Raw genomic sequence first — 23,650 nt, forward strand, 5'->3', positions numbered from 1 at the left:
GCGGTATTCGGCGTAGATCTCGGTGGTGAAGGTGTGGAAGTGCAGCAGCATGAAGGCGCCGAACTCGGACAGGGTGGACAGCGCCACCAGCAGCATGCCGCCCAGCAGGGCCGGCTTCAGTTGCGGCAGGGTCACGCGGCGGAAGCAGGCCCATGGCGACAGGCCCAGCGAACGGGCGGTTTCTTCCAGCGCCGGGTCCATATTGCGCAGCACCGCCGACACCGGCAGATAGACCAGCGGCGTGTAGGCGGTGGTCAGCACCAGCCATGCGCCCCAGAAGCCTTGCAGATCGGGACTCAGCGACACCCAGGCGAAGCTGGTGATGAACGGCGGAATGGCCAGCGGGGCCACGCACAGCAGCGCCCACAGCTTATGGCCGGGCAGCTGGGTGCGCTCCACCAGCCAGGCCGAGGCCGTGCCGGCGATGGCGCAGCTGCAGGTGCTGGCCAGCACGATCAGCGCGGTATTGCCGGCCAGCCGGCCGACGATGGGGCGGAACAGCAGCTCGGCGGCGTCGCCGCCGCCGACACTGGCCGCCTGCCACAGCGTGAAACCGAGCGGCAGCAGCACCAGCAGCGCCACCAGCGCGGCGCAGGCGGTGAGGCCTAGCGGCCGCCGGCCGCCGCCGGCGGCCAGGCTTGAGGCGGCGATGCTCATTTACAGCAGCCCTGCCTGGCGCAGCAGCTTGGCCGACTGGCTGTCGTCGCCCAGCTTCTGCATGTCCAGCGGCGGCGGGTTCAGCTGGCTGAAGGGCTTCAGCTGCGGGGCCGGGGCCACGCCGGGCAGCAGCGGGTACTCGAAGGTGATGTTGCTCTTGGCGATCAGCTGCTGGGCGCGCGGGCTCACCAGATAGGCCAGAAACTTCTGCGCCGCCTCCGGATTGTGCGCGCTCTTCAGGATGCCCGCGCCGGACACGTTGATCAGCGCGCCGACGTCGGCATTCGGGAAGTGGTACAGCTGGCTGTGCATGCCCTTGCTGCCCAGTTCCACCTGCAGGCGGGTCCAGTAGTAGTTGTTGATGATGCCGACGGCCACGCCGCCGCGGTTCACCGCCGCCACCACGCCTTCGTTGTCGTCAAAGGTTTGGGCGTTGTCGCGCAGACCTTTCAGCCAGGCCAGCGCGGCCTGATCGCCCTTCAGCGCGCGCACGGCGCTGACCAGCGGCAGGAAGTCGCCGTCGGACGGGGCGATGGCCAGCTTGCCTTTCCATTGCGGCTTGGCCAGGTCCATCAGCGAAGCCGGCATGGCCATGCCGGCCGTCAGCTTGTTGTTGAAGACCAGCACGTTTTCGCGCGCCGTCACGCCCACCCACTCGCCCTGCGGCGAGCTGTAGCGCGCCGGAATCGGCGACAGGGTGGCGGCCGGCAGCTTGGCCAGCATCTGCTTGCCTTCCAGCAGCATCAGCTCCGGCGAGTTGGACGCGAAGTAGACGTCGGCCGGCGAGGCCTTGCCCTCGGCCAGCAACTGGGCCGACAGTTCCGGGCCTTCCCCGGAGCGGATCTTCACGCCGATGCCGCTCATCTTTTCGAAGTCGTCGGTCAGCAGCTTGACCGTTTGCGGGTGCTGGGCGTTGTACAGCACCAGGCTGGCGGCGAGGGAGAGCTGGCTGGCCGCCAGCAGGCCGCCGGCGAGCAGGGCGGCGAGCAGGGTATTCGTCTTCATCTTGTCTTTTTCCTCTTTTCCAATGGGTTACAGCGCGGCGAACAGCGCCTCGCCGATATAGCCGCCCGGGCGCGCGCCCGGCGGGCAGGCGAAGATGGCGCTGGCGACGTGGGTGGTGTACTGGTTCATCATGTCCTGGCTGGCCAGCTTCTTGTTGATGCGGATGAAGCCAGTGCGCGGATCGCGCTGGTAGGCGATGAAGAACAGGCCGGCATCGTATTCGATGCCCTGGTGCCAGGGCGGCCAGCGCTCGGCGGTGAAGTTGGCGCCGTCGTTGTAGGAGTAGGCCCGGCGCAGGATGCGCGCGCCGTCGTTCTCCTGCGCAGAGGCGACGCGGGAGTGGGCGGTTTCCGGAATCACCGGGTTGCCGTCCTTGTCCACCGCGTTCAGCTTCATCGGCTCGAACTCATGCCGCTGGCCCAGCGGCGCGCCGCTATCCTTGTAGCGGCCCACCACTTCCTGCTGGAAGCCCAGTTCGGTCTTGTCCCAGTGTTCCAGCGCGATGCGGATGCGACGCACCACCACATAGCTGCCGCCCTTCATCCAGCCGCCCTCGTCGCCTACCCAGATGAACTGGTTCATCAGCGCCGGGTCCTTGGTGGACGGGTTGTTGGTGCCGTCTTTGAAACCCATCAGATTGCGCGGGGTGCCGCCGCCGGGCGCGCCGCTGGCGAAGCCGGTCTGCGCCCAGCGCACGCTGGCGATGCCGTCGGCCAGCGCGGCCAGTTGCCGCACCGCGTGGAAGGCCACTTGCGGGTCGTCGGCGCAGGCTTGCACCGATAGGTCGCCGCCGCTCCTCTCCGGCACCAGTTGGTCGCCGTTGAACTTGGGCAGATCCACCAGCGCTTCCGGCCGGCGCGCCGCCAGGCCGAAGCGGTCCACGCCGTTCTTGCTGAACAGGCTGGGGCCGAAGCCGAAGGTCAGCGTCAGGCGGGCAGGGGACAGGCCCACGGCTTCGCCGGAATCGAGCGGCGCCTTGTCGCTTTGGCCGGACAGCGCGCGCGCCGGTTGGCCATGGGTGAGGCGGGCCGCCGCGTCGGTCCAGGCCTTCAACAGGGCGATCAGATCTTCGCGCTTGGCGGTGTCCGCCACGTCGAAGGCCGCGAAATAGCTGTTTTGCTGTTGCGGAGTGAGAATGCCGCCCTGGTGGGGGCCGTAAAACGGCTCCACGTCCTTGGGCAGCTTCGCCGCGGCCGGTTTGGCGGCGCCGGCAGCGGCCAGCGCGCCGGGCGCGCCGCCCAGCCAGCCCGCCAGCGCCAGCGCGCCGCCGGCCAGCAGGAAGCCGCGGCGCGATGGTTGCGGGGGTGTCTTGCGATTGCTCATTTGGCCAGCACCAGATTGTTGTTGTCGTCGGTCACGTAGTAGAAGCCGTCGCCTTGCGGGGTGAGGGCAATGCCGAACAGGTCGCCGTTGCCGGGCGGCGTTTGCGCCTTGTTGGCGTCTATCCAGCGGGCGGCCAGCTGTTCGCCGGTGGCCGGGTCGATCTCCACCACCTTGCCGTTGGAGCCGTTGGTGGCCAGCAGATGGCCCTGCGGCGTGGCGGTCAGCGCCAGCGGGCGCAGCAGCAGGCCGTCGTGGGTCAGGGTGCGGCCGATGCCGGCGCTGGTGGTGCGGGTGGTGGCGTCCCAAATCTCGCTGATGCGGTTGCCCAGGGCGTCGGACACGTAGAGTTTGTCATCCTTGCCGTAGACCAGGCCGGTGGGGCCGATCAGGAACACGCCCTTGTCGGCCTGCTCGCCGAAGCCGCTGGCCACCACGGTGCGGCTGACGATCTTGGGCGGCTTTCCGGCCGGGATCTCCAGCTCCAGCCGCAGCACGGTGGCAAGGTTGACCACCGGCGGCGTGCCCTTGGCGCTGCCGACGCCGAAGCCGGCGTTGCTGACAAACAGCGTGACTTTGTCGCCGTTGTCTATCACCGCCATATTGCCCCATGGGTCGTTGATGTCCGGGCCGGACCACACGTCGGCCAGCTTGCCTTCGCTGTCCAGCACCATTAGGCAGCCGGCGCCCTTGGTGTCGGTGGTGCCGTCATTGCTGGGCGTGCTGCCGACGATGACCCAGCCGCTCTTCAGCACCGTCATCGCGGTGGACAGGCCCACGCCGCCCGGACACTGTTCCAGCGTGCGCGGGATCTGCGCGAACAGCGACATCTGCTTGCTGTCCGGATGATAGTTGACGATGGTGCTGCCCATGCCCTGCAGGTTGGCGGCGTTGTTGAAGTTGTCCACCAGCACGTCTCCGGTCTTCAACTTGCCGGCCGTGGTCGGCGAAACGGCGATGGCGTAGGGGTTCTGGTCGCCGTTGTCCGGCACCGTGTTGACCAGCACCGTATGTTTCTTGATGCCGGCGAGGAAGACGTCGGCTGCGTGGGCGCTGCCGGCCAGGGCCAGCAGGGCGGCCAGGGCGGCCGCCAGGCGGCGTTGCGTGAAGTTCGCTTTCATCGTTGTGGTCTCCATGGGAGGCAATTGCGAACGCTAACGTGAATTATTATCAGCATAGTCTGCATCTCGCCTCCGATTCGGCTCTTGTTCAGAAGGTGAGGGTGGTTTTCAAGCCCACGACCCAGCTATTGGGAATGCGCTGGGTTTGTGTCGCGTCGCTTGGCAAGGGCACGCCGGCTCCCACGTTGCGCACGTACTGCAAGTCGGCCTGCCATTGCCACCATGGCGTCAACTGATACTGGTAGCTGGCTTCGATCTGCGTCTCGTCGCTGCGTACCGGGTACAGCGGATTATTGTTATTGGCCGCGGTATCCCTGTCGTAAGCCGCCAGATGATTGCCCACCTTGACATAGCCGAAGGCGAGACCGGCGACGTCGTTGTCGCGGCCGGCGAACGGCGCGGTCAGGGTCAGGCCGGCATTGGCGGAGAAGCTGATCTGGTTGCGGTCGCCGGGCGCGCCCATGGCGCGGGCGAATACGTTCAGCGTCTGCGTGCTGTCTTCGGCCGGGCGCCAGATCGTCTGGTCCGCCACCGCATAGATGCTGTAGTTGCCGTTGTGCGTCTGCGGGTTGCCCTGAGTGACGGCCAGCGCTTGGCCGTTGACGTCCCAGCGGGTGTCGGCGGTTTTCTGGTTCAGATACCAGAAGCCGATCTTGTACGTGCCGGGCAGGCTGCCGATGCCGTTGCCGGCATGCGGCGTTTCCAGCGCGCCGTTGGATGGCAGGTTGCGGCCGTACTGCAGCTCGCCGATGAACAGCGTGCCGCCGTGGCGGCTGAACGTCGTGCCGTATTTGTTCAGTTGTTGCGGGTCGGAAGGGTTCTGCGAAACGTCGCGGGTCGGATCGCCGGCAAAGGCGCCGCCGAGCAGCGTGAAATTGTCGCCTATCTTGCCGCGCAGGCGCACGCCCAGGCCGGACAGCGGATAGGCCGGGCCGCCGGCCGGCAGGTCTACCGACGGCAGCGCGGGCCAGCCGAACATGGTGCCCATGAAGGTACCGCCGTACTGCGTCACCATGAACTCCTGATCCAGGCTCTGCTGGCCAACCTTCAGGTCCAGCCTATCGCCGTTCAGCTGTTGCTGGAACCAGGCTTCCCACAGCCGGGTGGCGCGGTCGGCCTCAATGCCGCTCGCGCTCTGGATGCTGCCGACGTATTGCGCGCTGAAGGGCTTGCCGTGGATGTCCAGCACGCTGACGTTGAAGCTGCCGCCGTTCCACCAGCCGGCGCGCTGAGTGTCCAATCCCAGCGTCAGCGTGGCAAGGCCCTGGTATTTGCCGCCGTATTGCAGGCCGCCGCTGACATTGCGCAGATACTCGCTGCTTTCGGTCAGGCCCAGGGTGACGCCATTGCGGCCCAGCGCGGAGCGCAGGCCGCCGATGTCGCCCAGCAAGGTGGAACGGTTCCACCAGCCGGTCCATTGCGAATCCGGCTGGGCTTTGATGGTTTGGTCGGCTTCCGGCAGCTCGGCCGGATTGACGTCGCTGGCTTCGGTTTGCGCGGCATGGACCGCGCCGGCCAGCAGCAGGCCCGTTGCGATGGCGCAGGCCAGCAGCCGGCGCGGATGGGGTGGGGGGCTTCGTTTCACAGTGTCACATCTCCCTTCTAAACATCCATGTTTTAAGTAATGCGTATCGTTTTCATTATTGCGACGAGGCGAGGCTGTTCTGTATGGGACGCTGGGTTTATCAGCGCAGCAGACAGTTCCAGCATAGATAAACGAAAATCATTATCAATGGTTGACTGAACATGCCGCTTTTTTGACAGTTGTCGGGCTGAGCGGCATGAACAAAATCTTGGCAGACAGCGACAGCCGTGCGGCAAGGAGGCGCAAAGCTGGATCAGGGGGAGCGGCGCTAAGTCTGGTTTGGCTAGGCAGATAATGATTTTGGCTTGATAAACAGGTGTTTCATGCCATGGATATGTACGTTTTGGCCTTGGCTGGCGTGACAGGCTTGTCGCGTCATCGCATGGGGAAGAGAGATCGAGTGCTTGATGTTTATTGTTTGACAAAATTTCATGGTTTTGCGTCCCTTTCTATACGGTGGTGTCGCAAACAGGATAGTGACTTCTTGCCGCCATCCTTTAGAATCGATCGAGCAACTAAAAACAGCCGGCGGAAACCAGCGCCGGCGCACGACAGAACAAGGAAGGAAAACCATCAATGAGCAATTCGGTAACCCGCGCGGACTTCGATCAGGTCATGGTCCCCAATTACGGCCCAGCCGGTTTCATCCCGGTCAAGGGCCTGGGCTCTCGCATCTGGGACCAGGACGGCCGTGAATTCGTCGATCTGGCCGGCGGCATCGCCGTCAACTCGCTGGGCCATTGCCATCCGGAACTGGTGGCGGCCCTGACCGAGCAGGCTAACAAGCTGTGGCATGTGTCCAATGTGTTCACCAACGAGCCGGCGCTGAAGCTGGCCAGCCTGCTGGTGGAAAAGACCTTCGCCGAGCGCGTGTTCTTCTGCAACTCCGGCGCCGAGGCCAACGAGGCCGCGTTCAAGCTGGCGCGCAAGTATGCGCATGACCACTTCGGCGCCGACAAGAACCAGATTCTGTCCTGTCTCAATTCCTTCCACGGCCGCACCCTGTTCACCGTCAGCGTGGGCGGCCAGCCCAAGTACACCGAGGGTTTCGGCCCGGTGCCGGGCGGCATCGGCCATATCGAATTCAATAATATCGAATCGCTGAAGGCCGCCATCTCCGACAAGACCTGCGCGGTGGTGATCGAACCCATCCAGGGCGAAAGCGGCGTGATGCCGGCCGATCCGGAGTTTCTCAAGGCCGCGCGCGAGCTGTGCGATGCGCACAACGCGCTGCTGATCTTTGACGAAGTGCAAAGCGGCATGGGCCGCACCGGCGCACTGTATGCCTACCAGCAATACGGCGTGACCCCGGATATCCTGACTTCGGCCAAGGGCATAGGCGGCGGCTTCCCCATCGGCGCCATGCTGACCACCGAAAAAGTGGCCAAGAGCTTCGGCATCGGCACCCACGGTTCGACTTACGGCGGCAATCCGCTGGCCTGCGCGGTCGCGCACAAGGTGGTGTCGCTGATCAGCGATCCGGCGCTGCTGGCCGGCGTGGAAGCGCGTCACCAGCGTCTGGTGGCGGGTTTGCAAGCGATCAACGCCAAGCACAAGGTGTTCAAGCTGGTGCGCGGCAAGGGCCTGCTGATCGGTTGCGTGCTGACTGATGAATACAACGGCCGCGCCCGCGATTTCCTCAAGGCCGCCGAGAAGCAGCAACTGATGATTCTGGTGGCCGGCCTCAGCGTGCTGCGTCTGGCGCCGTCGCTGGTGATCAGCGACGCCGACATCGACGAAGGCCTGAAGCGCCTCGACGCCGCCATCGCCGACCTGCTGTCCGCTAAGTGATGACGCGCCGCGCGGCGTTCCCGCGCGGCCGTCGTCTTTGCCCCCGATTTTGCAGTCACGACCCCGCCTGGCGCCGGGTTGCGGCTGCGGCTGCGCCGGAATTTCGCGGCGCTGCGCCAACCCAGGGAGGAAGTCCCATGTTTACTGTGCGTCCCGTCCGCACTTCGGACCTGCCGGCCATCGAGCGGCTGGCCCGGGCCAGCGGCATCGGCGTCACCAGTCTGCCGAGCAACCGCGAGAAACTGTTCGAGCGCATCCAGCAGTCGGTCAGCGCTTTCGAGCACGAAGCCACCGGCGAAGCCAGCCGCGACTACTACATGTTTGTGCTGGAGCAGGGCGGCGTGGTGGCCGGCACGGCGTCGATCTGCGCGTCCGCCGGCTTCGACGAGCCGTTCTACAGCTATCGCAGCGAAACCGCCGTGCATGCCTCGCGCACGCTGGGCGTGCACAACCGCATCCATGTGCTGAACATCTGCCACGATCTGACCGGCACGGTGCAACTGTGCGGCTTTTATGTCGATAGCGGCCTGGAGGCGATGGCGGCCGAGCTGATGTCGCGCGCGCGCCTGCTGTTCATCGCCGGCGAGCGCGAGCGCTTTGGCCGCCGCATCATCGCCGAGATGCAGGGCATCCACGACGATGCCGGCCAGTCGCCGTTCTGGAACGCCATCGGCCGCCGCTTCTTCAATATGGATTTCCTGCAGGTGGAGCAGGCCTTCGTCAGCCACAGCAAGACTTTCATCGCCGAGCTGATGCCGAGCTACCCGATCTACGTGCCGCTGCTGCCGGACGAGGCGCAGCAATCCATCAGCCAGATCCATCCGAATTTCGAGCGCGTGTGCCAGTTGCTGTGCAACGAAGGCTTCGAGGCCGACAACTATCTGGATATCTTCGATGGCGGTGCGGTGCTGACCGCCGAGCTGGACCGGCTGAAAACGGTGGAGCACAGCCGGGTTTATCCGGTGGAAATCCAGGCCAGCCTGCCGGCCCAAGCCAGCCTGCAATTGCTCAGCAATGATCGTCTGGCCGGTTTTGCCGCCACGTTCGCCCGCGTGGCGGTGGTGGACGGCGTGGCCTTCCTCAACCCGGACGCGGCCAAGGCGCTGGGCGTGGCCAGCGGCGACGCGGTGCGCGTAGCCGGTTTGCAGCAAGCATAAGGAGAGCGGGCCATGATGTTTATTCGTCCCGTAGCGCACAAGGATTTGCCGGGTCTGATGGATCTGGCGAGAAGCGCCGCCAGCGGCGGCGTCGGGCTGACTTCGCTGCCGATCAACGAAGACCGGCTGCAGAAGCGCATCGCGCGTTCGGTGCTGTCGTTTTCCGGCGAGCTGGACCGGGCCGATCACGGCTATGTGTTCGTGCTGGAGGATTCGGAAAACGGCAAAGTCGCCGGCATTTGCGCCATCGAGGCCGCCGTCGGGCTGAAGGAGCCCTGGTACAACTATCGCGTCGGCACCATCGTCCATGCGTCGGAAGAGCTGGGCGTGTACAGCCGTCACGAAACGCTGTTCCTGTCCAACGACCACACCGGCTTCAGCGAGCTGTGCACGCTGTATCTGCACCCGGATTACCGCATCAAGCGCAACGGCGGCCTGCTGTCCAAGAGCCGCTTCCTGTTCCTGGCGCAATTCCCGCAGCTGTTCGGCAAGATGGTGGTGGCCGAGATGCGTGGCGTGTCCGATGAAAACGGCTGCTCCCCGTTTTGGGAGGCGCTGGGCCGGCATTTCTTCTCCATCGATTTCGCCAAGGCGGACTATCTGACCGGCATCGGCCAGAAGGCCTTCGTCGCCGAGCTGATGCCCAAGCATCCGGTGTATGTGGACTTCCTGCCGCCGGAGGCGCAGGCGGTGATCGGCCTTACCCACGAGGCCACGCGGCCGGCGCTGGCGATGCTGGAATCGGAAGGTTTCCGCTACGAAGGCTATGTCGATATCTTCGACGCCGGTCCGACCGTGCAGGCGTACAGCGGCGACATCCGCGCGGTGAAGGAGAGCCAGCGGCTGCCGGCGCGCGTGGTCGATCCGCTGCCGGACGGCGACAAAACCTGCTATCTGGTGTGCAACGACGCGCTGGAAGGCTTCCGCGCCGTGCTGGCGGAGTCTGCCGCGCCGCAGGGCGAATTCAGCCTGACGCCGGAGTTGGCGCGGGCGCTTGATGTCAAGGATGGCGATCACGTGCGCTGCGTGGCGCTGACGCCGAAGGAGGCTGCGTAATGACGAGCTTGTTCATCAATGGCCAATGGCTGGCCGGCGAAGGCGAGGTCCTGGCCAAGACCAATCCGGCCGACAATGCCCCATTATGGAGCGGACGCGCCGCCAGCGGCGAACAAGTGGATGCGGCCGTGCGCGCCGCCCGCGCCGCCTTTCCGGCCTGGGCGCGCGCCGGCCTGGAAGCCCGCACCCAAGTGGTGCGCCGCTTCGGCGAGCTGCTGACCGAACGCAAGGCGGAACTCGCCGGGATTATCGCTCAGGAAACCGGCAAGCCGCTGTGGGAGGCGACGACGGAAGTCGCCACCATGGTCGGCAAGATCGACATCTCGCTGAAGGCATTGGCCGAGCGCACCGGCGAGCGCGCCGCGGCGATGGGCGACGCCCAGGCGGTGCTGCGCCACAAGCCGCATGGCGTGGTGGCGGTATTCGGCCCGTACAACTTCCCCGGCCATTTGCCGAATGGCCACATCGTGCCGGCGCTGTTGGCCGGCAACGCGGTGATCTTCAAGCCGTCCGAGCTGACGCCGTGGACCGCCGAGGCAACCGTCAAGCTGTGGGCCGAGGCGGGCCTGCCGGCCGGCGTGATCGGCTTGCTGCAAGGCGCGAAGGATACCGGCGTCGCCCTGGCCGGCCATGAGGGGCTGGACGGCCTGTTCTTCACCGGCAGCTCCGCCACCGGCGCGCTGCTGCACAAGCAGTTCTCCGGCCGCCCGGACAAGATTCTGGCGCTGGAAATGGGCGGCAACAATCCGCTGATCGTCGGCGAAGTCGCCGATATCGACGCGGCCATCCATCATGTGATCCAGTCCGCCTTCGTCTCCGCCGGCCAGCGTTGCACCTGCGCGCGCCGCCTGCTGGTGCCGCAAGGCGAGTGGGGCGACCGTTTCGTCGCCCGGCTGGCAGACGTCACGGGCAAGCTGCGCGTCGGCAAGTACGACGCCGAACCGGCGCCGTTCCTCGGCGCGGTGATTTCCAATGCCGCCGCCGATGCGCTGCTCAAGGCGCAGGACGCCTTGATCGCCGCCGGCGGCAAGCCGCTGCTGGCGATGCGCCGGCTGGAAGCGGGCGCGGCCATGCTGACGCCGGGCATCATCGACACCACCGATGCCGTCCGGCCGGACGAGGAGTTCTTCGGTCCGCTGCTGCAGCTGATCCGTTACGCCGATTTCGACCAGGCCATCGCCATCGCCAACGACACCCGCTTCGGCCTGGCCGGCGGCGTGCTGTCCGACAGCCGCGAGCTGTACGACCGCTACTGGCTGGAAAGCCGCGCCGGCGTGGTCAACTGGAACAAGCCGCTGACCGGCGCGTCGAGCGCCGCGCCCTTCGGCGGCATCGGCGCGTCCGGCAACCACCGGCCCAGCGCCTACTATGCGGCCGACTACTGCGCCTACCCGGTCGCCTCGCTGGAGTGCGACAGCCTGACGCTGCCGGCGCAGCTGTCGCCCGGCATCGTGCTGTGAGGGGAATGCGATGAACGCCTATGAAGTGAATTTCGACGGTCTGGTCGGCCCGACGCACAATTACAGCGGCCTGTCCTTCGGCAATGTCGCCTCCACCAGCAACAGCAGCGCGGTCTCCAATCCCAAGTTGGCGGCCAAGCAAGGCCTGCAGAAGATGAAGGCGCTGCACGACCTGGGCTTCAAGCAAGGCGTGCTGGCCCCGCAGGAGCGGCCCGACGTGGCGTCCTTGCGCCGGCTGGGCTTCGGCGGCAGCGACGCCGAGGTGATCGCCCGCGCCGCCAAGGAAGCGCCCATCATCCTGGCGGCGGCGACTTCCGCATCGAGCATGTGGACCGCCAACGCGGCCACGGTCAGCCCGTCGGCCGATACCGCCGACGGCCGCGTGCATTTCACGCCGGCCAATCTGAACAACAAGTTCCACCGTTCGATCGAGCATCCGACCACGCGCCGCGTGCTGCAGGCGATGTTCGCCGACGAAGCCCGCTTCGCCGTGCACGAGGCGCTGCCGGCGCAGATGCACTTCGGCGACGAGGGCGCGGCCAACCATACCCGTTTCTGCGCGGATTACGGCCAGCCGGGCGTGGAGTTCTTCGTGTTCGGCGCTGCGGCCTTCGACATGCGCTATCCGAAGCCGGCCAAGTTCCCGGCGCGGCAGACGCTGGAAGCCAGCCAGGCGGTGGCGCGGCTGCATGGCCTGGCAGAGGATGGCGTGGTGTACGCGCAGCAGGACCCGGACACCATAGACGCCGGCGTGTTCCACAACGATGTGATCTCGGTAGGCAACGGCGAGGTGCTATTCCATCACCAGCAGGCTTTCTTGAACCAGGCCGCTGTGCTGGACGAGATCGCCCGCAAGCTGGCGGCCCGAGGCGGCCGTTTCACCGCCATCGAGGTGCCGCGCGCCGAGGTGACGGTGGAAGAGGCGGTGAAGAGTTATCTGTTCAACAGCCAGCTGCTGTCCAAGCCCAATGGCAAGATGCTGATCGTGGTGCCGGAAGAGTGCCGCAATAGCGAGAGGGTGTGGAGTTATTTGCAGAAGTTGGCCGCCAGCGGCGGAGCAATAGATGAAGTCCGCGTGTTCGACCTCAAGCAGAGCATGCAGAACGGCGGCGGCCCCGCCTGCCTGCGGCTGCGCGTGGCCTTGAATCAAGCGGAGCTTGCTGCGGTGAACCAGAAGGTGTTGATGAGCGATGCGCTGTTCGACGCGTTGAACGGCTGGGTGGACCGCCACTACCGCGACCGCCTGGCGCCGGCCGACCTGGCCGACCCGCAGCTGTTGACGGAGTGCCGCGGCGCCTTGGACGAGTTGACCCGGATATTGGGTTTGGGCAGCGTCTATCCCTTCCAGCTGGTTTGATCCGGTCTCAAACCATAAAGCCCGTTCCGGCCGTCTGGCCGGGGCGGGCTTTTTGCTATTGCAACGCTTAGCGTGGCTTAACAAATCTATCATCCCGCTATCCCGCGCGAGGGCTATGTTCAAAATTGGCATGTATTTTGCAAGTCATCGCGGTGTGGGCGGGATGTCACAACGTGCCGAAACATCTTGTTGCAGATTTTTTGGACGGCGACATTGGCCTGATGAATGGATAGCAAGTGGTACTGTAGATTGTATGCAATTGAACAATGCTCATATTCAAGTGTTCGCAATCGCTGCTGGCGCAGGGTGTCACGTGTTCGGATGTGAATAAAAGACATGGACAATATGACTGAAATGTAAAAGTGGCAGTAGAGGGCAAAGAGTTTGCCCAATGGTAGCGGCTGGAAAAATTCCATCTGAAGGTTTTGGTATAAAATTCAATAAAATCAATTGGATATTTGAATTTAAATGAATTTTCCAGGCGGCGGATTTTACCGGTCTTCGTAATTGACAGTCGATTGGATACATGGTGATAATCGGTTCGCCTGTCGGACAGAAGCCAAAATCAAGGCCCGCGGCAGGCAAACAAAACAGGCAGCAGTCAATAAGAGGGAATACCCCCGCAAGCTGCCGGCAGACAAACAGAGGAGATCTCCAATCGTGGACATATTTCTGCAACAAATCCTGAACGGCCTCGTTCTGGGTAGCATCTACGCGCTGATCGCGCTGGGCTACACCATGGTGTACGGGATCATGGGACTGATCAACTTCGCCCACGGCGAAGTGGTGATGTTCGGCGCCATGGTCACCATCACCGTCATCACTACGCTGATGGGCGCGGGCATTAATCTGCCGGGGCCTGCCCTGGTGTTGATCGGGCTGCTGGTGGCGGTGCCCGCCTGCATGCTGCTCGGCTTCGCCATCGAGCGCGTCGCCTACCGGCCGCTGCGCGGCAAGCAGCGCCTGGCGCCGCTGATCACCGCCATCGGCGTTTCCATCGTGCTGCAGCAAGTCGCCATCCTGATCTGGGGCCGCAACTACATTCCGTTCCCGCAGATTCTGGATCATGACGTGGTGACCATCTTCGGCGCCAGCATCACCAAGCTGCAAATCCTGATCATCGTGCTGTGCCTGGCCATCATGGCCGGCCTGCTCTTGATGGTGGAAAAGACCAAGCTGGGCCGCGCCATGCGCGCCACCAGCCAGAACCCGGCAGTCGCCGGCCTGATGGGCGTCAACGTCAACCACATCATCTCCGCCACCTTCGTCATCGGCTCCGGCCTGGGGGCGATCGCCGGCGTGATGGTGGCCACCAACTACGAACAGGCCCACTACTACATGGGCTTCATGATCGGCCTGAAGGCCTTTACCGCAGCAGTGCTGGGCGGCATCGGCAATCTGGGCGGCGCGGTGGCCGGCGGCATTCTGCTGGGCATCATCGAAAGCCTGGGCGCCGGCTATATCGGCACGCTGACCGGCGGTTTCCTCGGTTCCAACTATCAGGACATCATCGCTTTCTTCGTCCTGATCATGGTGCTGATCTTCCGTCCGTCCGGCTTGCTGGGCGAAAAAATGGCCGACCGCGCCTGATCCGGAGGAGGAAACATGAATCTGAATACTCTGGATATCAAGAAGAAGATGGCGCTGTTCGCCCTTAGCGCTGTCGCGCTGCTGGTGCTGCCTTTTATCGTGGGCGGCGCGCTGGGCAACTCCTGGGTGCGCATCATCGACTTCGCGCTGTTGTATGTGATGCTGGCGCTGGGCCTGAACATCGTGGTCGGCTTCGCCGGTCTGCTGGACTTGGGCTTCATCGCTTTCTACGCGATCGGCGCCTATACCTACGCCTTGCTGAGCTCGCCGCATTTCGACATCCACTGGCTGTTCTTCCTGACGATTCCGCTGGGCGCGGCGCTGGCCTCGCTGGGCGGGGTGCTGCTAGGGACGCCGGTGCTGCGGCTGAAGGGCGACTATCTGGCCATCGTGACGCTGGGCTTCGGCGAGATTGTGCGCATCTTCATGAACAACCTGAACTCGCCGATCAACATCACCAACGGTCCGCAGGGCGTCAACCTGATCGACCCGATCCACATCGGCGATGTTTCGCTGGGTAGAACCATAGAGCTGTTCGGCCTGAGCTTCCACAGCGTCTACCTCTACTACTACCTGTTCCTGGCGCTGACCGTGGGCGTGGTGATCATGGCTTTCCGCCTGCAGCACTCCCGCATCGGCCGCGCCTGGGTGGCGCTGCGCGAGGATGACATCGCCGCCGCGGCGATGGGCATCAACATCCGCAACATCAAGCTCTTGGCCTTCGGCCTGGGCGCGCTGTCCGGCGGCGTGGCCGGCGGACTGTTCGCGTCCTTCCAGGGCTTCGTGTCGCCGGAATCGTTCAGCCTGCTGGAATCCATCATGATCCTGGCGATGATCGTGCTGGGCGGCATGGGCCATATCCCGGGCGTGATCCTGGGCGCGGTGGTGCTGACCATCGCCCCGGAAATTCTGCGCGACGTGATCGGCCCGCTGCAGATGAAGACCTTTGGCCGCATGATTGTGGACCCGGAAAACGCCCGCATGCTGTTGTTTGGCCTGGCGATGGTAGTGATGATGCTGGTCCGTCCGGAAGGGATGTGGCCGTCCAAGCGCCGCAAGGCTGAATTCCAGCATGCAAAAGAAGAAGCGGCTGCGCAGAAAGGTTAATCATGGCTGAAGTTTTGCTGAAAATCGAAGGCATCCATAAGCGCTTCGGCGGCCTGCACGCGCTGAGCGACGTGGGCTTGAGCATCAACAAGGGTGAAATCTACGGTCTGATCGGCCCCAACGGCGCCGGCAAGACCACGCTGTTCAATGTGTTGACCGGCCTGTATGTGCCGGACGAGGGCAAGTTCGAGTTTGCCGGCCACAACCTGTTCCAGCAGAAGCCCCATGTGGTGGTGGAGGCCGGCATCGCGCGGACCTTCCAGAACATCCGGCTGTTCGCCGAGATGACGGCGCTGGAAAACGTGATGGTGGGTCGTCACATCCGCTCCAAGGCCGGCGCCTTGGGCGCCGTGCTGCGCGACAAGGGCACCATGGCCGAGGAGCGCGACATCGAGGCCAAGGCCTGGGCGCTGCTGGAGTATGTCGGCATTGCCGATGTGGCGAATGAGCGCGCCCGCAACCTGTCTTACGGCCACCAACGCCGTCTGGAGATCGCCCGCGCCCTGGCCACCGAGCCCAAGCTGCTGGCGCTGGACGAGCCGGCGGCCGGCATGAACCCGAAGGAAACCGAAGAGCTGAAGGCGCTGATGAGCAAGGTCCGCGCAGATGGCGTCACCGTGCTGCTGATCGAGCACGACGTCAAGCTGATGATGGGCCTGTGCGACCGCATTGCGGTGCTGGATTACGGCAAGAAAATTGCCGAAGGCGTGCCGGAAGAAGTGCGCCGCAATCCTAAAGTGATCGAAGCCTATCTGGGAGCGGCCCACGCATGAGCATTCTGGAAGTCAAAAACCTGCAAGTGGCCTATGGCGGCATTCAGGCAGTCAAGGGGATCGATTTTCACATCAACCAGGGCGAGCTGGTCACGCTGATCGGCGCCAACGGCGCGGGCAAGACCACCACGCTGAAGACCCTGGTGGGCATGGTGAAGAAGTCCGGCGGCAATATCGTTTACGACGGCAAGGATGTGGCGTCCATTCCGTCTTATGATTTTGTTCGCCATGGCCTGGCCATGGTGCCGGAAGGCCGCGGCGTATTCGCCAAGCTGACGGTGGAGGAAAACCTGCAAATGGGGGCCTACTACCGCGACGACAAGGCAGCCATCCAGAACGAGATCGAACACGTCTATGAGCTGTTTCCGCGGCTGAAGGAGCGCCGGCTGCAGCTGGCCGGCACCCTGTCCGGCGGCGAGCAGCAGATGGTGGCGATGGGCCGCGCCATGCTGTCCAAGCCCAAGCTCTTGTTGCTGGACGAGCCGTCCATGGGTCTCGCGCCCATCATCGTCGAGAAGATCTTCGAGATCATCCAGATGATCGCCAAGCAGGGCGTGACCATGTTGCTGGTGGAGCAGAACGCCAAGCTGGCGCTGGAGGTGTCGCAGCGCGGCTACGTGATGGAGAGCGGCCGCATCACCATGAGCGGCAACGCCAAAGAGCTGCTGGACGATCCGCGCGTGCGCAACGCCTATCTGGGCGAATAAGCTCCGCCTTCTCACGGAAACCCCCGCCGGCCTCGCCCGCGGGGGTTTTATTATTTCCGTTCGCTCCGGAGCGGCAGCCGGTAGGGTTCCACCCGGCCGACGGCATCCAGAAAATCGGCGTCGTGGGAGATCAGCAGCATCGCGCCCGGGTAATGCTGCAATACGTCGATGACGTGCTGGCGGGTGATGAGGTCTAGATTATTGGTCATCTCGTCCAGAATCAGCAGCGCGGGCGGACGGGCGGCGATCAGCGCCAGCGACAGCCGGGCTTTTTCTCCGCCGGACAGCGTGGCCACGTCGGCGTCCACCGCGGCGTCGTCGCGGAACAGGAAATCGCTGAGGAAATGGCGCAAGCGCTGCGGCGGCCAGTCTGCAGTGCGCTGGCGCAGCGTTTCCAGAACCGAGACGCCAGGGCGCAGCGTGGCGTAATGCTGGTCCAGATAGCCGATTGGGGCCGGCGTCAGCCAGTCGCCGCCCAGCCGGCGCGCCGGCGCGACACCGGCGATGGCGCGCGCCAGCGTGGATTTCCCAGAGCCATTGCCGCCGGCCAGCGCCAGCCTTTCTCCGCGCGCCAGCCGCAGGTGGATGCCGTCGAGCACGGGGCGCTGGTAGCCGACGCTGCCGTCGCTGATCTGCAATACCAGGTCCGTCGCGCGCTCCCCTTCTATCAGCTGAAAGCGCGGCGCGATGCGTTCCGGCAGGCGCAGGGACGAGAGCCGGTCGTTCACTTCGCGCCGCTGCTCGGCCAGCTCCGCCTGCTTGCGGCCGGCGGTGGTGTTGCCGCGCCCCAGTTTGGTGGGCGATTTGATCGTGGCCCACTTGCTTTCAGCGATGCTGCGCGCGCCGCGCTCGCGCGCTTTCCCGGCGCGCTCCTGCTCGCGCATGCGGGCTTGGTGTGTCGCTTCCTGCTCCCGTCTCAGGCCGGCGCGTTCTCTTTCCAGCGCGGCGCGCTGTTGTTCCCGCTCGCGCAGGAAATCGGCGTAGCGGCCCGAGAAGATTTCGATCTGGCCATCGCCGATATGCCAGATGCTGTCGCAGACTTCATCCAGCAGCGCCAGGTCGTGCGTCACCAGCGCGATGGCGCCGCCAAAGCCGCGCAGCATGCGGCTCAGGGCGCGGCGGTTGCGGGTGTCGAGATGGTTGCTCGGCTCGTCCAGCAGCAAGAGGTCGGGGTGGCCCGCCAGCGCCTGGCTCAAGGCTTGATTGACGCGTTGGCCGCCGCTGAGCTCCTCGTATCGCTCCACGATTTGCGGCAGGTAGCCGATGCGCGCGGCCTCGGCGCGGAGGATGCGGCCGGGCTCAGACGGCAGTTCGCCCAGCAGCATTTTCAGCAGCGAGGACTTGCCGCTGCCGTTGGCGCCGACGATGCCTATGCGTTGGCCCCAATCGATTTGGGCGTGGAAGTCGGAAAAACAGGTTTTGCGCGGGAAGGCAAGGCTGAGGCCTTGCAGTTGCATGATGGGCATGAGAAATCTCGCGTCAGGGTGGTTTCAAGCGCCGCTTGTGCGGCTACCGGCCCCGTAGTGGGGCATTACGCGAGAACGTGGCTCATGTCGAAGGATTCCAATCAAATATCTTGCCATTTTTCCAAAAAGCGCCGCTTTTGACAAGGCGCTTTTGACGAGGGCGCGCCGCATGGCGGCGCGCCAACTGCCAAGACGAGCTTATTGTTTCTTTTCCGCCGCCTTCTCTTCGATCTTGGCCTTGCATGCCGGAGAGATCTTTTCCTTGTTTTCTATGAGACAGGCCTTGATCTGCTCGCGGCCTTTCTTGCCGGCGCACAGCTTTTGCGCGTCGTCCTTGCAGGGCGTGTCGCTGGAAGCGAAGGCGGAGGCGGCGAAACCCAGCGCGCAGAGGGCGATCAGCAATTTTTTCATTTTGGCGGTCCTTATGTTGTTGATTGAGGCGAAAGTGCCCGTAAGCGCATATGCGGCTAATGGACGCGCTATTTTGTTCAGCGCATGCTGATAGCTCAAGTAAATGTGTATTAAAGATTTTGCTTTTGGCATACAAATCTACAAGATTTTGCCAGCTGCAGGCTATCTTGGCCGGTGTCTAAGTCCTCTGGAAATGATATTGGAATTGGTGCGTAGTGCTTGTCTGTCGTATGCTTGCGCGCACCGCTCCTTGCGCAAGGAAGAATATGTATAGCCTTACGGTTTTGTGGCACCAATTGCTGGGCGCCTTGTTGCTGCCTCCGCTGATTTATCTGCTGCCGATTGTATTGGGCGCGCTGCTGCTCAGGCGTTGTCTCCGTTGGGGCAGTGGATTGCTGGCCTTGGGCGTCGTGCTGGGATATCTGTTGTCCATCCCGCAAACGGCGATGTGGCTTGCCAGCCATGTCGAGCGTTACCCAGTGGCCAGCGCAGCGCAGTTGCAAGCGGTTGAGGCCATCGTCGTGCTGGGCGGCGGCAAGAAGCCGGCCCCGGAATATGGCCGCAACGAGCCAGGGGCCGACACGCTGGCCAGGTTGCGCTATGGCGCTTATCTGGCGCGGCAGACAGGCAAGCCGCTCTTGGTGACGGGAGGGGCGCCGTTGGGCGGCGAGCCCGAGGGCGAGGTGATGGCGCGCACGCTGCGCGAGGATTACGGCCTGACGCCGCGCTGGGTGGAGCGCCGCTCTAACACCACCTTGGAAAATGCGCAATTTTCGGCCGCGCTGCTGCGGCGTGACCATATCCAGCGGATTGCATTGGTCAGCCAGGGCTGGCATCTGGCGCGGGCGGTGCCGTTTTTTGAACGGCAAGGCCTGAGCGTGCTGCCGGCGCCGACCGCCCTCATCCGCTACGACGGCGGCGGCGTGTTCTGGTGGATACCGAGCGGACGCGCGCAGCAGGAATGCCACTCTCTGCTGCGCGAGTACCTGGGGCAGTTGTTCTATTCGGTCCGCAAGGACGGTTGAGGGACCTGGTCTTGCGGTCTGCACAGGCAGGCCGCCAGCGCGCAGACGGCCAGCACCGCGCCGAGTTGCTGGACCATGCCGGACAAGCCCAGCATCGCGCCCAACAGCAGGTAGTAGCTGAGGCCGAACAGCGCGCCGGCTGCGCCGGCCTGTTCGCGGTAGTGGCGCAGGGCCTGGCTCATCACATTCGGCAGCGCGATGCCGAAGGACACCATCACGCCGGCCATCGGCAACAAGATCCAGGCGGATTCGCGCAGCAGCCAGGCAGCCAGCCCGGACAGCAGGGCCAGCGCGCAAGCCTGGCGAACCAGCGCCTCCGTTTGTCCGCCGCGCGCCAGCAGCTTGCGGTTGAGCAGGCTGCCTGCCAGCGAGGCGGCGGCGAGCGCGGCTCCGGTCCAGCCGAATTCTGTGGCGCTCCAACCGAGTTTATCGAACAGGAACGGCGCCAGGCTGTAGTAGCTGAAGATCATGGTATTGAACAGCGCCACCAGCATGGCGTTGCGCCAGAGCGCGCCATCGCCCGCCATGCGTCTGGCCAGTTTGGCCATATCGGGCCGTGCGGTATTGGCCGGACGGGTTTCCGGCAGAATCCAGGCCGTGAGCGCCAGCAGCAGGCCGGCCAGCGCCAATAGCGCGGTAAACACGCCCAGGTGGCCGTAGCCGCTGACCAGCCAGCCGCCGCTGATCAGGCCGAGCACCGGGCTGACCGCCAAGGCCGCCCCTATCACCGAGAACACGCGGGCCAGCAGGGTGGAGTCGTAGCTGTCGCGCAGCATGGTCTGCACCACCACCGAACCGGCGGCCGCGCCCAGGGCGGCGACCACGCGAGCCAACAGCAGCATGCTGAAGTCGGTGGCGATCAGCGCCAGCGCCGAACCCGCGCCATAGCAGGCCAGCCCCAGCAGCATGGCGGGGCGGCGGCCCAGACGGTCGCTCAGCCAGCCCCACAGCGCCACGCCGACGGCGAAGGCGATAAAGTAGACGGAAAGCGTCTGCGACGCCCGCGCGTGGCTTACGCCGAAGACCGTGGCGATATCCGGCAGGGCCGGGCTGTAAATGGTTTCCACCAGCTGCGGGAACATGATCAGCAGCGTCAGCAGCCATAGCGGAGGACGGGTCGTCGTTTTCATGTCGATTTCCTTTCTTTTGACGACCGCCAGTCTAGTGATCAGGAGTGTGTCTGATTACAATGATAGTGACTTTATCTATAAGAAATCGGACAGATGGCGAAAATAGCCGCCAATCAGGCATTCGACGCGGATGATTTCGACGCGCCGGTCATCGGCATTGCCGCCGATATGGGCGTGCATGACTCTGGCCTTCACGGCCATGGCCGCCATCAATTGCTGTTTGCCGCGGCCGGCTGCATGAGCATCGAGCTGGAGCATACCCTGTGCCTGCTGCCGCCCAGCCGCGCCGCCTGGATTCCCGCCGGCATGATGCATCGCGTGCAATCGCGCGGCGTGGTGGCTTATCGTTCGCTGTATTTTGAGCGCGATTTGCCGTTTGCCGCGCCAGGCTTGCAGGTGGTGGAGGTCAATCCCTTATTGCGCGAGGTGATAGAGCGCATGGCGTTCTGGCCGTGGGACATGGCGGACGAGCGGCAAGCCAGCTTGCTTCAGGTGTTCGGCGAAGAACTATTGGCGGCGCGCAGCGAGGACTGGCGCCTGCCGTTCCCGGCGGATCCGCGACTGGCCTCCTGGCTGGACGCGGTGCGCCGCGGCGATTTGCCGCCGCGGCTGAACCAGCTGGCGGCGCGGGTGGGGGCATGCGAGCGGACGATCAGCCGGATCTTTCTGCGCGAGACCGGCATGAGCTATCAGGATTGGCGCCAGCAGTGGCGGTTACTGAAGGCGATGGAGCGGCTGGCGGATGGCGCGGGGGCCGGCGAGGTGGCGCAGGAACTGGAGTTTGCCAGCGATAGCGCCTTCATCGCCTTTTTCCGCCAGCATGCGGGCGTGACACCTGCGCGCTACGCGCAGGCGCGGGGTTCCTAGTCCAGGGTATCCAGATAATCGCGCGCCGGCCAGTTGGCGCTGCGTTTCCAGGGCTGCTGCGCGCTGGGCGGCAGCGCTTGCGGCTCCACCGTGATGGTTTCGCGTTGGCGGCCATCGGCGCTCTGCAGCGACACGCGCAGCGGCATCTGCCAGCGCTGGCTCCAGCGCAAGGTCTTGCCGGCCTTGGTGTAGACGATGGTGTCGGCGTTTTCGTTTTTCTTGGAGAAGCCGCGCAGTTGCGCGATATCCACCAATTGGCTGGCGCGCGCCCAGGAGCCGTCGAATCCGGCGTCGCTCCATTCGCGCCGTTCCACCACGATTCTCTCCTGCTTGGCGGCGTGGATGAATTCCACGTTCAACTGGCCTTTTTTATCTTGCCAGACATGGCGCGGCGCGGCGGCAAAGTCCAGGTGCTGGTGGCCGTCGTCGTCATGGCGATGCGGCACGGCGGCGCCCAGTCGTTCGCGCCAGACGTGTCCGCCCTGGCGCACCCATTTTTCGCTGTAGCGCAGGGTTTTTTCCACGCCGTCGGCCCCCTGGCTGACGGTTTCGTAGCGGACGATGGCCTGCAGGTCCGGCAGGGCCGCCGCCGCCTGCTGCGCCCACAACGCCAGCGTGGCGATAAGCAAAACTTTCATTGATGTTTCCTGAAGGGGAGAGGCGCGCGGCGCTTGGGCCGCGCGCCGGGGAGGGTTACAGGCCGAGCGCGGATTTCACCAGGCCGAATACCTTGGTGTTGTCCATCACGCCCTTGAAGCCGCTGCTGCCGGCGCCGCCGGACATCAGCATCACGTCGCCGCCGCCGTGGGTTTCGCTGGACAGGCGGATGCCCGTCTCCTGCTGATAGTCATCCGCTGTGGCGGTGGCGGAATCGACCGACACTCGGCTGGGTTTGCGGTTGGGGCCGTTGCCGAAGACCAGTGTGGTGTAGACGGCGCCATTGGCGTCTTTGGCCGGTTGGCCGTCCGCATAGCTGCGGGCGATGTCGTGTATGGGATTGCCGCGCTTGGAGTAGCCGTTGATGGTCATGGTGTGGTCATGATCGGCAGTGACCACGACCAGCGTGTTTTTCAGATCGACTTTGGCCAGCGCGGTCTTGATGGCGTCGTCGAAGGCGATGGTGTCGACCAGCGCGCGCTTGGCATTGGTGCCGTGCAGGGCGTGGTCGATGCGGCCGCCTTCCACCATGAGCACATAGCCGTTGCCGTTCTTGGACAGCACGTCTATCGCCGCGGCGGTCATCTGCGCCAGGCTGGGTTGATCCAGCTTGTTTTTGACCCGGTCCAGCTCGTAGTCCAGATGATCGTTGGCGAAGATGCCCACCACGCGGCTGGCGTATTTGGCGTCGAAGGCGGCCAGCTGGCTGCCGGTTTGCAGCACCGGGTAGCCCTTGGCGGCGAACTCTTGCAGCAGATTGCGGCCGTCGCTGCGCTTGCCGCCTTTTTGCGTGGCAGGCAGCAGGAATTTGGCGCCGCCTCCCATCAGCACATCCAGGCCGTTGCCGAGCTTGGCGTTGTAGCCGGCGCCGCCGGGCACGGCCTGGGCGATGATGTCGGATTCGGCGTCGCGGTGGCAGACGTGGGCATAGGTGGCGGCCGGGGTGGCGTGGGTGACGCGGGTGGTGGTGACGGCGCCGATGGCCTTGCCTTTGGCTTTGGCCAGCTCCAACAGCGTGGCGACAGGCGCGCCGTTATTCGCGCCGCAGTTGCCGGTGCCATCCTTATTGGGCTCGATGGCGCGGGTGTCGGGCGACATGGAGATCACCTCGTTGTTCATCTTCACGCCGGTCATATACGCCGCCATGGACGGCGCGCTGTCGGTGGTCTGCGCGTCGTTGGAGAAGGTTTTGATGCGGGCGGTCCGGTCAAGCTTTTCCATGCTGAGCTTGCCGCTCTCGCCATACTGGTAGATGCGCGAGGCGGTGACAGTGGCGGGGCCCATGCCGTCTCCGAGAAAAAAGATCACGTTCTTGGCTTCGCCGGCAGCCTGAGCCGGCGCGGTATGCAGGGCGGCCAGCACGGCGGCGGCCAGCAGGGTTTTCATCACGGTTTGCATATTCTTGTTC

Annotated in this window: 21 protein-coding genes; 11 read left to right on the plus strand and 10 right to left on the minus strand. The window is 64.4% G+C overall.

Features of this window, described 5'->3' with window-relative positions:
• The 5 genes from C2134_RS10210 to C2134_RS10230 all read right to left on the minus strand — a co-directional run.
• A partial coding sequence (locus C2134_RS10210; protein WP_146042130.1) for an ABC transporter permease occupies positions 1 to 657 on the minus strand: 657 nt, incomplete at its 3' end.
• Positions 658 to 1,662, minus strand: a complete 1,005-nt coding sequence (locus C2134_RS10215) for an iron ABC transporter substrate-binding protein (protein WP_103319780.1) — start codon at positions 1,660 to 1,662, stop codon at positions 658 to 660.
• A 27-nt stretch (positions 1,663 to 1,689) separates the two neighbouring features.
• Entirely contained in the window at positions 1,690 to 2,985 is a 1,296-nt protein-coding gene (efeB, locus tag C2134_RS10220; RefSeq protein WP_103319782.1) for an iron uptake transporter deferrochelatase/peroxidase subunit, read from the minus strand.
• Positions 2,982 to 4,103: an NHL repeat-containing protein gene (locus C2134_RS10225; protein WP_103319784.1), complete on the minus strand. Its 1,122-nt coding sequence runs from the start codon at positions 4,101 to 4,103 to the stop codon at positions 2,982 to 2,984. The genes efeB and C2134_RS10225 overlap by 4 nt, the downstream gene beginning before the upstream one ends.
• Before the next feature lie 88 nt (positions 4,104 to 4,191).
• Positions 4,192 to 5,688 carry a carbohydrate porin gene (locus C2134_RS10230; RefSeq protein ID WP_158248744.1) on the minus strand — a complete coding sequence of 499 codons (1,497 nt, stop codon included), beginning with the start codon at positions 5,686 to 5,688 and terminating at the stop codon, positions 4,192 to 4,194.
• Positions 5,689 to 6,264: 576 nt separating this feature from the next.
• Between C2134_RS10230 and C2134_RS10235 the strand changes: the two genes are divergently transcribed.
• The 9 genes from C2134_RS10235 (at position 6,265) to C2134_RS10275 (ending at position 16,686) form a co-directional block, all read left to right on the plus strand.
• Positions 6,265 to 7,479: an aspartate aminotransferase family protein gene (locus tag C2134_RS10235; RefSeq protein ID WP_103319788.1), complete on the plus strand. Its 1,215-nt coding sequence runs from the start codon at positions 6,265 to 6,267 to the stop codon at positions 7,477 to 7,479.
• A gap of 137 nt (positions 7,480 to 7,616) precedes the next feature.
• Positions 7,617 to 8,636: an arginine/ornithine succinyltransferase subunit alpha gene (gene aruF / locus C2134_RS10240; protein ID WP_071110186.1), complete on the plus strand. Its 1,020-nt coding sequence runs from the start codon at positions 7,617 to 7,619 to the stop codon at positions 8,634 to 8,636.
• Between the two features lie 12 nt (positions 8,637 to 8,648).
• Entirely contained in the window at positions 8,649 to 9,692 is a 1,044-nt protein-coding gene (astA, locus tag C2134_RS10245) for an arginine N-succinyltransferase (RefSeq protein WP_103319790.1), read from the plus strand.
• Positions 9,692 to 11,152: a succinylglutamate-semialdehyde dehydrogenase gene (astD, locus tag C2134_RS10250; RefSeq protein WP_103319792.1), complete on the plus strand. Its 1,461-nt coding sequence runs from the start codon at positions 9,692 to 9,694 to the stop codon at positions 11,150 to 11,152. The genes astA and astD overlap by 1 nt, the downstream gene beginning before the upstream one ends.
• Before the next feature lie 10 nt (positions 11,153 to 11,162).
• Positions 11,163 to 12,509 carry an N-succinylarginine dihydrolase gene (gene astB / locus C2134_RS10255; protein WP_103319794.1) on the plus strand — a complete coding sequence of 449 codons (1,347 nt, stop codon included), beginning with the start codon at positions 11,163 to 11,165 and terminating at the stop codon, positions 12,507 to 12,509.
• Between the two features lie 660 nt (positions 12,510 to 13,169).
• On the plus strand, positions 13,170 to 14,099 hold the full coding sequence (locus C2134_RS10260; protein ID WP_103319797.1) for a branched-chain amino acid ABC transporter permease: 930 nt from the start codon (positions 13,170 to 13,172) through the stop codon (positions 14,097 to 14,099).
• A 15-nt stretch (positions 14,100 to 14,114) separates the two neighbouring features.
• Positions 14,115 to 15,206 (plus strand): ABC transporter permease subunit, encoded by a 1,092-nt coding sequence (locus C2134_RS10265; protein WP_103319799.1) that lies wholly within the window; start codon positions 14,115 to 14,117, stop codon positions 15,204 to 15,206.
• A 2-nt stretch (positions 15,207 to 15,208) separates the two neighbouring features.
• Complete coding sequence (locus tag C2134_RS10270) at positions 15,209 to 15,979, plus strand: ABC transporter ATP-binding protein (protein ID WP_103319802.1); 771 nt, start codon at positions 15,209 to 15,211, stop codon at positions 15,977 to 15,979.
• Positions 15,976 to 16,686 (plus strand): ABC transporter ATP-binding protein, encoded by a 711-nt coding sequence (locus tag C2134_RS10275; protein WP_043629458.1) that lies wholly within the window; start codon positions 15,976 to 15,978, stop codon positions 16,684 to 16,686. Before C2134_RS10270 ends, C2134_RS10275 begins: the two co-directional genes overlap by 4 nt.
• Before the next feature lie 50 nt (positions 16,687 to 16,736).
• On the opposite strand, the gene C2134_RS10280 is transcribed toward C2134_RS10275, so the two are convergent.
• Positions 16,737 to 18,152, minus strand: a complete 1,416-nt coding sequence (locus C2134_RS10280) for an ABC-F family ATP-binding cassette domain-containing protein (RefSeq protein WP_103319804.1) — start codon at positions 18,150 to 18,152, stop codon at positions 16,737 to 16,739.
• A gap of 198 nt (positions 18,153 to 18,350) precedes the next feature.
• Positions 18,351 to 18,563: a hypothetical protein gene (locus tag C2134_RS10285; RefSeq protein WP_071110181.1), complete on the minus strand. Its 213-nt coding sequence runs from the start codon at positions 18,561 to 18,563 to the stop codon at positions 18,351 to 18,353.
• Positions 18,564 to 18,829: 266 nt separating this feature from the next.
• Between C2134_RS10285 and C2134_RS10290 the strand changes: the two genes are divergently transcribed.
• The gene (locus C2134_RS10290; RefSeq protein ID WP_103319806.1) at positions 18,830 to 19,588 is read left to right on the plus strand and encodes a YdcF family protein; all 759 of its coding nucleotides are present in this window, start codon (positions 18,830 to 18,832) and stop codon (positions 19,586 to 19,588) included.
• Here the strand turns inward: C2134_RS10290 and C2134_RS10295 are convergent.
• Positions 19,564 to 20,718 (minus strand): Bcr/CflA family efflux MFS transporter, encoded by a 1,155-nt coding sequence (locus C2134_RS10295; RefSeq protein WP_103319808.1) that lies wholly within the window; start codon positions 20,716 to 20,718, stop codon positions 19,564 to 19,566. The genes C2134_RS10290 and C2134_RS10295 overlap by 25 nt on opposite strands.
• 93 nt (positions 20,719 to 20,811) lie before the next feature.
• Here C2134_RS10295 and C2134_RS10300 point away from each other — a divergent pair, with 93 nt between their 5' ends.
• Positions 20,812 to 21,585 (plus strand): AraC family transcriptional regulator, encoded by a 774-nt coding sequence (locus C2134_RS10300; protein WP_103319809.1) that lies wholly within the window; start codon positions 20,812 to 20,814, stop codon positions 21,583 to 21,585.
• Here the strand turns inward: C2134_RS10300 and C2134_RS10305 are convergent.
• Positions 21,582 to 22,223 carry a hypothetical protein gene (locus tag C2134_RS10305; protein WP_103319811.1) on the minus strand — a complete coding sequence of 214 codons (642 nt, stop codon included), beginning with the start codon at positions 22,221 to 22,223 and terminating at the stop codon, positions 21,582 to 21,584. The genes C2134_RS10300 and C2134_RS10305 overlap by 4 nt on opposite strands.
• A gap of 55 nt (positions 22,224 to 22,278) precedes the next feature.
• Positions 22,279 to 23,640: an alkaline phosphatase gene (locus C2134_RS10310; RefSeq protein ID WP_233196413.1), complete on the minus strand. Its 1,362-nt coding sequence runs from the start codon at positions 23,638 to 23,640 to the stop codon at positions 22,279 to 22,281.
• Positions 23,641 to 23,650 lie beyond the last annotated feature (10 nt).

It is taken from the genome of Chromobacterium sinusclupearum, assembly GCF_002902845.1.
In the GTDB taxonomy this organism is placed as follows: Bacteria; Pseudomonadota; Gammaproteobacteria; order Burkholderiales; family Chromobacteriaceae; genus Chromobacterium; species Chromobacterium sinusclupearum.

What these genes read in the sequence shown, in the direction of transcription:
- C2134_RS10215 (WP_103319780.1), bottom strand. Translation starts at nt 1,662, where the DNA reads ATGAAGACGAATACCCTGCTCGCCGCCCTGCTCGCCGGCGGCCTGCTG.
- efeB (WP_103319782.1), bottom strand. Translation starts at nt 2,985, where the DNA reads ATGAGCAATCGCAAGACACCCCCGCAACCATCGCGCCGCGGCTTCCTG.
- C2134_RS10225 (WP_103319784.1), bottom strand. Translation starts at nt 4,103, where the DNA reads ATGAAAGCGAACTTCACGCAACGCCGCCTGGCGGCCGCCCTGGCCGCC.
- C2134_RS10235 (WP_103319788.1), top strand. Translation starts at nt 6,265, where the DNA reads ATGAGCAATTCGGTAACCCGCGCGGACTTCGATCAGGTCATGGTCCCC.
- aruF (WP_071110186.1), top strand. Translation starts at nt 7,617, where the DNA reads ATGTTTACTGTGCGTCCCGTCCGCACTTCGGACCTGCCGGCCATCGAG.
- astA (WP_103319790.1), top strand. Translation starts at nt 8,649, where the DNA reads ATGATGTTTATTCGTCCCGTAGCGCACAAGGATTTGCCGGGTCTGATG.
- astD (WP_103319792.1), top strand. Translation starts at nt 9,692, where the DNA reads ATGACGAGCTTGTTCATCAATGGCCAATGGCTGGCCGGCGAAGGCGAG.
- astB (WP_103319794.1), top strand. Translation starts at nt 11,163, where the DNA reads ATGAACGCCTATGAAGTGAATTTCGACGGTCTGGTCGGCCCGACGCAC.
- C2134_RS10265 (WP_103319799.1), top strand. Translation starts at nt 14,115, where the DNA reads ATGAATCTGAATACTCTGGATATCAAGAAGAAGATGGCGCTGTTCGCC.
- C2134_RS10270 (WP_103319802.1), top strand. Translation starts at nt 15,209, where the DNA reads ATGGCTGAAGTTTTGCTGAAAATCGAAGGCATCCATAAGCGCTTCGGC.
- C2134_RS10275 (WP_043629458.1), top strand. Translation starts at nt 15,976, where the DNA reads ATGAGCATTCTGGAAGTCAAAAACCTGCAAGTGGCCTATGGCGGCATT.
- C2134_RS10280 (WP_103319804.1), bottom strand. Translation starts at nt 18,152, where the DNA reads ATGCCCATCATGCAACTGCAAGGCCTCAGCCTTGCCTTCCCGCGCAAA.
- C2134_RS10285 (WP_071110181.1), bottom strand. Translation starts at nt 18,563, where the DNA reads ATGAAAAAATTGCTGATCGCCCTCTGCGCGCTGGGTTTCGCCGCCTCC.
- C2134_RS10290 (WP_103319806.1), top strand. Translation starts at nt 18,830, where the DNA reads ATGTATAGCCTTACGGTTTTGTGGCACCAATTGCTGGGCGCCTTGTTG.
- C2134_RS10295 (WP_103319808.1), bottom strand. Translation starts at nt 20,718, where the DNA reads ATGAAAACGACGACCCGTCCTCCGCTATGGCTGCTGACGCTGCTGATC.
- C2134_RS10300 (WP_103319809.1), top strand. Translation starts at nt 20,812, where the DNA reads ATGGCGAAAATAGCCGCCAATCAGGCATTCGACGCGGATGATTTCGAC.
- C2134_RS10305 (WP_103319811.1), bottom strand. Translation starts at nt 22,223, where the DNA reads ATGAAAGTTTTGCTTATCGCCACGCTGGCGTTGTGGGCGCAGCAGGCG.
- C2134_RS10310 (WP_233196413.1), bottom strand. Translation starts at nt 23,640, where the DNA reads ATGCAAACCGTGATGAAAACCCTGCTGGCCGCCGCCGTGCTGGCCGCC.